This is a genomic window from Candidatus Korarchaeota archaeon NZ13-K (assembly GCA_003344655.1).
Classification (GTDB): domain Archaea; phylum Korarchaeota; class Korarchaeia; order Korarchaeales; family Korarchaeaceae; genus Korarchaeum.
In genome coordinates, this window is the sequence record MAIU01000143.1 from 1 (window position 1) to 1,524 (window position 1,524).

A 1,524-nucleotide genomic window follows, 5' to 3' on the forward strand; every position below is an offset into this window, starting at 1 on the left:
GCGACAGGTATATGCTGGGGTCGCTGTTGAAGAGCCAGCTCATTATCGAGGTGCCTGCTGTTGCAGTTCCAGTCTGAGTTCCCCCGCTGGTCTGGTTTGTTCCTCCTGTCTGGCTTCCGGTCTGGTTCGTGTTGTTGGTTCCTCCCGTTTTATTGCCTCCACTCGTGTTGTTTGTCCCTCCTGGCGCCACAACTGGCAGAGGTGCCGTTATAGATGCCTTGTCCGTCTGTGCGAAGACCGTATATTTTCCAGGGTTAAGCGGGCATGCGAACTGTGCCCCGCAGTAGTGCCTCTCCACCGAGCAGGTTGCGAAGTTCAAGGGAGTGTTGGTCTCGACTATCTTCCCCGTTGCAGTCTGTATTGTCCTCTCATCGTGAAGCCACGCCCACACCACCTCCCCCGGTGTGCAGGAATCGGGGACGGATATCTGCAGTCCTGTGGGATCCCCATATACTGCGTAGGGCTTCAGCGGTATGAGATGACCTATCTCCATTATGAGAAACGCTACGGCGAGCACAACTGCTAGGTAGAGAAATGCCCTCCCGCTGTCGAACCTCATCCTATACATATCCAACCCTCCAACTGCTGGATAAAAGCTTTTCACCCCACAAAAATTTTATGGAACCTACAGGCTGGTTCCTCGGTGGTTACGATGCTGAAGGAAGCGATCAGGGATCTGAAGGATCTTGTATCAGAGGCCCTCTCGAAGGGGTATGCCGAGGGAGAGATCCAGGAGAGCATATTCGAGGATGTCGAAATAGAAACGGAGAAGGACTTGGACGAGATGTTCCACAAGGATGTCCCCCACGCCCTCAAGAAAGCCCTCAGGGAGGCAGGCCTGATGTGCAGGATATTCCACAAGAAAAAAGATATACATGGGCCTGAATTTCTTGCCAATTGCGAGACGAAGCACGGGATTCCCGTGGCTCTGGAGCTAGAAGTTGAACATGACCCTGTGGACAAAGAGGTAAACCTCCTCTATGTATACGCTGCAGGAGGAACGCATTGGTCCCCAAATCGTCTAGTCTACTACCATGAAGTGTGAACCATTGTCTGATTGAAACCTTAAATATTCCCTCCCACATTTTTTCCTTGGGCACCTCCTGAGGATTATTCCTCGCCTCCCGAGATCCCCCCTCAGGAGGGCCACCAGCAGCACCGCTGCCTCCTCACCTTTCCTTTTTTGTGATCCCATCGGGAGACACATATGTGTATCCTGTGGTCGAGATTATATATGTACGCTGGATCATCGCATATGCTGCCCCAGCACCTGAGAGAGCTTGAGGGAAAAGCGATTTACATAATTAGAGAGGCCCTAGCCACCTACAGGAATCCTGCCTGTCTCTGGTCAACAGGAAAGGACTCCACAACCCTCGTCTACCTGGTCATCCAGGAGAGGCCAGACATTCCCGTCATTCATATAGACACGGGCTACAAGTTCCCCGAGATCTACGAGTTCAGGGACAGAATTGCAAGAGAGTGGAACCTGAACCTCATGATAGCCAGAAATCCGGATGCTACATA

At 52.1% G+C, this 1,524-nt stretch carries 3 protein-coding genes; 2 read left to right on the plus strand and 1 reads right to left on the minus strand.

The features are described 5' to 3' along the window. Positions 1 to 568, minus strand: a 568-nt coding sequence (locus BA066_07925) for a hypothetical protein (GenBank protein RDD52764.1), incomplete at its 3' end; no start/stop codon positions are given. Between the two features lie 84 nt (positions 569 to 652). Between BA066_07925 and BA066_07930 the strand changes: the two genes are divergently transcribed. After that, positions 653 to 1,045, plus strand: coding sequence for a hypothetical protein (locus BA066_07930; protein RDD52765.1), 393 nt, complete (start codon positions 653 to 655; stop codon positions 1,043 to 1,045). 210 nt (positions 1,046 to 1,255) lie between these two features. Next, a partial coding sequence (locus BA066_07935; GenBank protein RDD52766.1) for a sulfate adenylyltransferase occupies positions 1,256 to 1,524 on the plus strand: 269 nt, incomplete at its 3' end.

Coding starts and splice junctions, on each gene's coding strand:
- BA066_07930 (RDD52765.1), top strand. CDS start 653: ATGCTGAAGGAAGCGATCAGGGATCTGAAGGATCTTGTATCAGAGGCC.